The sequence below is a fragment of the Noviherbaspirillum denitrificans genome, assembly GCF_002211445.1.
Lineage (GTDB): Bacteria > Pseudomonadota > Gammaproteobacteria > Burkholderiales > Burkholderiaceae_D > Noviherbaspirillum > Noviherbaspirillum denitrificans.
On record NZ_LSTO01000001.1, the window covers coordinates 2,427,024 to 2,430,804 of the forward strand.

Below are 3,781 nucleotides of genomic sequence, written 5' to 3' on the forward strand. Positions count from 1 at the left end.
GAAAGCGAAGCCGGCGGCAATCGCCATCGCCGCCAGCGAGCAGAGTGCCACGCTGGCGAGATAGCGCGGCGCCGTATGCAGGAACTCGGGCGAAAAGCGCGTCCCCAATGAAATTCCGATGAACAGCTGCCCGAGGTGCACCATCCACTCGGGCAGGGCCGACAGGTTCACTTGCGATGCCGTCAAGGCAATCGTTACCGCCAGCGGTCCGATCACCCACGCATTTGGCGTGCGCGTGCGTTTGAGCAGCAACGCCCCTGCGCTGGTCAGCAGCACCAGCAGCAACAGCCCCGGATAGTGGACTACGCGCGCGCCCGGCGTGAACACGTCGCTGCCGTGCGTGCCCGAGAACTTGAACAGGAAGGGAATGATGCCCACCACCATCATGATGCGCAGGCTGTGCGCTGCCGCCACACGGTCCACCTTCGCGCCGTGGCGCTCGCCCTGGGCCGCCATTTCCGACGCGCCGCCCACAGCCATGGCGAAGAAGGCTGTCGTCCGCTCCACGCCTGACAACCGGTGCAGCAGCCAGCCGCAGAACATGCCGAGCAGGATGGCGAAGATCACTGCGGCGGCGATATAGCCGATATAAGAGCCGAGCACCCTCAGCACCGGCGGCGTGAAGTACAGCCCGAGCGCGGTGCCGATCGCCCATTGCCCGGCTTCGCGCACCTGCACCGGGTTGTAGAGCGGCAGGCCGGCCATGCGCGCGATCGCAGTGCTGAACAGCGGGCCGATCATCCATGGCAGCGGCGTGTCGACCCAATCGCACAACAGTGCGGCAATGAAGCCGATGGCGAGGGAAAGCAGGAAGGGGCGCAGCTTGGCGCGCGGGAGAAAAGGCATGGTCTTCTGTTACGGGGCGCAGTGTCGCGTCAGCGCACCAGCCCAAGCTCTTTCGCCTGCCTGCCGTACGCGTCCACGGTATTTTTCACATGGGCGGTCAGCGCATCGCCCGTCATCGAGAACGGATACAAACCATGCGCCGCCCGCAGTTGTTCGAATGCGGGTTGCGCCATCATCTTGTCGAAGGCGACAACCCACTTGCGGTATTCCTTGTCCGGCACGCCCGGGCCCATGTACACGCCGCGGATGATCGGCCAGGCCAGGTCGAAACCCTGTTCGCGCGCGGTCGGCACATTGGCCAGCGGACCCGGCAGCCGCTTGTCCGCCAATACGGCGAGCACACGGATCTTGCCGCTGGATGCATGCAGTGCCGCTTCCGACACATCGCCCGACACCGCCTGCACATAACCGGCCAGCAATGCGGTGAACGACTCCCCGCCGCCCTCGAAGGCCACCAGGCGTAGTGATTTCGGATCGCCGCCTGCCTGCTTCATGAGCACCGACATCTTCAGCCAGTCCTGGCTGCCCACCGTGCCGCCGGCGCCGATGGAGATGGAGGACGGCGTGCGCTTGATCGCCTCCAGCAGCTCGCGCAGCGTCTTGTACGGCGAATCCTCGCGTACGGCGATCATGCCGTAGTCGGTGCCCAGCGCGGCCACCCAGCGCACGTCGGCAGCGGACGCCTTGCCGTATTTCCCCTGCGCGAGGTTGAGCAGCGAGCCGCCGGAAAATGCCACCAGCGTATCCGGCTCGGCACGCCGCTGCGACAGCACCGAACTCCACGCCACCGCGCCGATGCCGCCGGGCAGGTAACTGATGCGCAGCGCCGCGTCGACCTGCGCCTGCTTCGCCACCGGCTCCAATCCCTTGCGCGCCAGCTTGCAGGTCAGGTCCATGCCGCCGCCCGGCTTGGCGGGGACGATGCATTCGGGCGCTCGCGCAGGCTGCGCGCCCGCTTGCGCGGCCAGCAGCAATGCGAAGAGGATGAGCCATGCGCGGATTGTCATTTTGCATCTCGTGCGTCGTTCGGGATCACGCCATTCTTGCATATTCGGCGTTGCGGCAAATGCGGCCGTTTTTGCAAACAGGATGAACTTGCGTATCATGGGCAACACCGCGCGGCGCTTGCCTTCCGTGCTGCGCGAGGGGTGCAACAGACCACCATACGCTGCCGAAGCTTTCAATCTGCTTTCAATCGAACAACTATGCGAATCCTCCTGGTCGAAGATCACGCCGAACTCTCGCGCTGGGTCAGCAAGGCGCTGCAGGACGCGCGCCTGACGGTCGAGTGCGCGATGAACGGCGCCGATGCCGATGCGCTGCTGCACACGCAGGAGTATGCGCTGGTGATCCTCGACCTCACGCTGCCGAAGATGGACGGCCTGGAAGTGCTCAAGCGCATGCGCGCGCGCGGCAGCAAGACGCCGGTGCTGGTGCTGACCGCGCGCGGCGGCCTCAACGAGCGCGTGCAGGGCCTCAACCTCGGCGCCGACGACTACCTCGCCAAGCCGTTCGAACTGGTCGAACTCGAAGCGCGCGTGAAGGCATTGCTGCGCCGCTCGCAGGGCAATGAAGCGGTGGTGCTGAACTGCGGCGCGCTGTCCTTCGACACCGTGTCGCGCATGTTCACCTACGGCGGCGCGCCGCTCGCCCTGACGCCACGCGAACATGGGGTGCTCGAAGTCCTCCTCACCCGCGCCGGCCGCGCCGTGCCGAAAGAGAAACTGTTCGATGAAGTATTCGCGCTTGACGACGAAGCCAATGTCGACGCCATCGAAATCTACATCCACCGCCTGCGCAAGAAGCTGGAGCGCAGCGAACCCGGCCGCGTCGCCATCACCACATTGCGCGGCCTCGGCTACCTGCTCGAAGAAAAGCCGCAGTGAACGCGCCGCCGCGCTTCGACAGCCTGCGCGCCCAGCTGCTGGCGTGGCTGATCTTTCCGCTCGCCATCCTGGTCGCGATCGACGCGGTCACCGTCTACCACGCGTCCATCGAGGCCGCCGACCTCGCCTATGACCGCTCGCTGCTCGCCTCCACCCGCGCACTGTCGGAGCGCGTGTCTATCGTCAACGGCAAGGTGGTGGCCAACGTGCCCTATGTCGCACTCGACAGTTTCGAGACCGACACCCTCGGACGCATCTACTACAAGGTAACCGGCATCGAAGGCGACTTCGTGTCCGGCTACGACGACCTGCCGCCGCTGCCGAAGAATGCGCAGCGCTCGCAAGCCTATCCCGCGCTGGTCTACTTCTACCAGGCCGTGTACCGCGGCGAGCCGGTACGCATCGCCGCGCTCTACCAGCCGGTGTACGACGACACCATCCGTGGCATCGCGCTGATCCAGGTCGGCGAGTCGCTGGAGGCGCGGCGCGACCTGTCCCGCAAGATCCTGTTCGACACCCTGCTGCGCGAGGCGCTGCTGGTGCTCGCGGCCGCCATCCTGGTGTGGTTCGCGGTGCGCTTCGCGCTGCGGCCGCTGATGCGCCTGACTGGCGACGTGGAGGCGCGCAAGCCGACCGACCTCGCCGATTTTGATCCCTCGCTGGTGCACCGCGAAGTGCGCCCGCTGGTGGCTGCGATGAACGGCTACATGGCCCGCCTGCAAGCCCTGATCGCCGGCCAGCGCCGCTTCATCGCCGATGCCTCGCACCAGTTGCGAACGCCGCTCACCGTGCTCAAGACCCAGGCCGAACTCGCGCTGCGAGAAACCGATCCGAAGGCGATGCGCGACATGGTCGGCGGCATCGCCGGCACCACCGATGCCACCGTGCACCTCGCCAACCGCCTGCTGTCGCTCGCGCGCGCCGAGCATGGCGCCGCCGAGGGCGAGCTGCAGCACGTTTCACTGACCGGGCTGGCGCGCCAGGTCGGCCTTGAACTGGCGGTCGAAGCCGTCAAGAAAGACATCGACCTGTCCTTCGAAGGACAGCGC

4 protein-coding genes are annotated in these 3,781 nt (G+C 66.3%); 2 read left to right on the forward strand and 2 right to left on the reverse strand.

Features of this window, described 5'->3' with window-relative positions; genetic code table 11:
• Positions 1-846: AbrB family transcriptional regulator (locus AYR66_RS11865; protein WP_141104227.1), on the reverse strand; the 846-nt coding region annotated here is incomplete at its 3' end.
• A 29-nt stretch (positions 847-875) separates the two neighbouring features.
• A complete protein-coding gene (locus AYR66_RS11870) occupies positions 876-1,853 on the reverse strand; it encodes a tripartite tricarboxylate transporter substrate binding protein (protein WP_088709771.1) in 978 nt (325 codons plus the stop codon).
• 198 nt (positions 1,854-2,051) lie between these two features.
• Between AYR66_RS11870 and AYR66_RS11875 the strand changes: the two genes are divergently transcribed.
• Together AYR66_RS11875 and AYR66_RS11880 are read left to right on the forward strand one after the other, a co-directional pair.
• A complete protein-coding gene (locus tag AYR66_RS11875) occupies positions 2,052-2,732 on the forward strand; it encodes a response regulator (protein WP_088707651.1) in 681 nt (226 codons plus the stop codon).
• On the forward strand, positions 2,729-3,781 hold a 1,053-nt coding region (locus tag AYR66_RS11880; RefSeq protein WP_141104228.1), incomplete at its 3' end, for a sensor histidine kinase. The genes AYR66_RS11875 and AYR66_RS11880, both read left to right, overlap by 4 nt.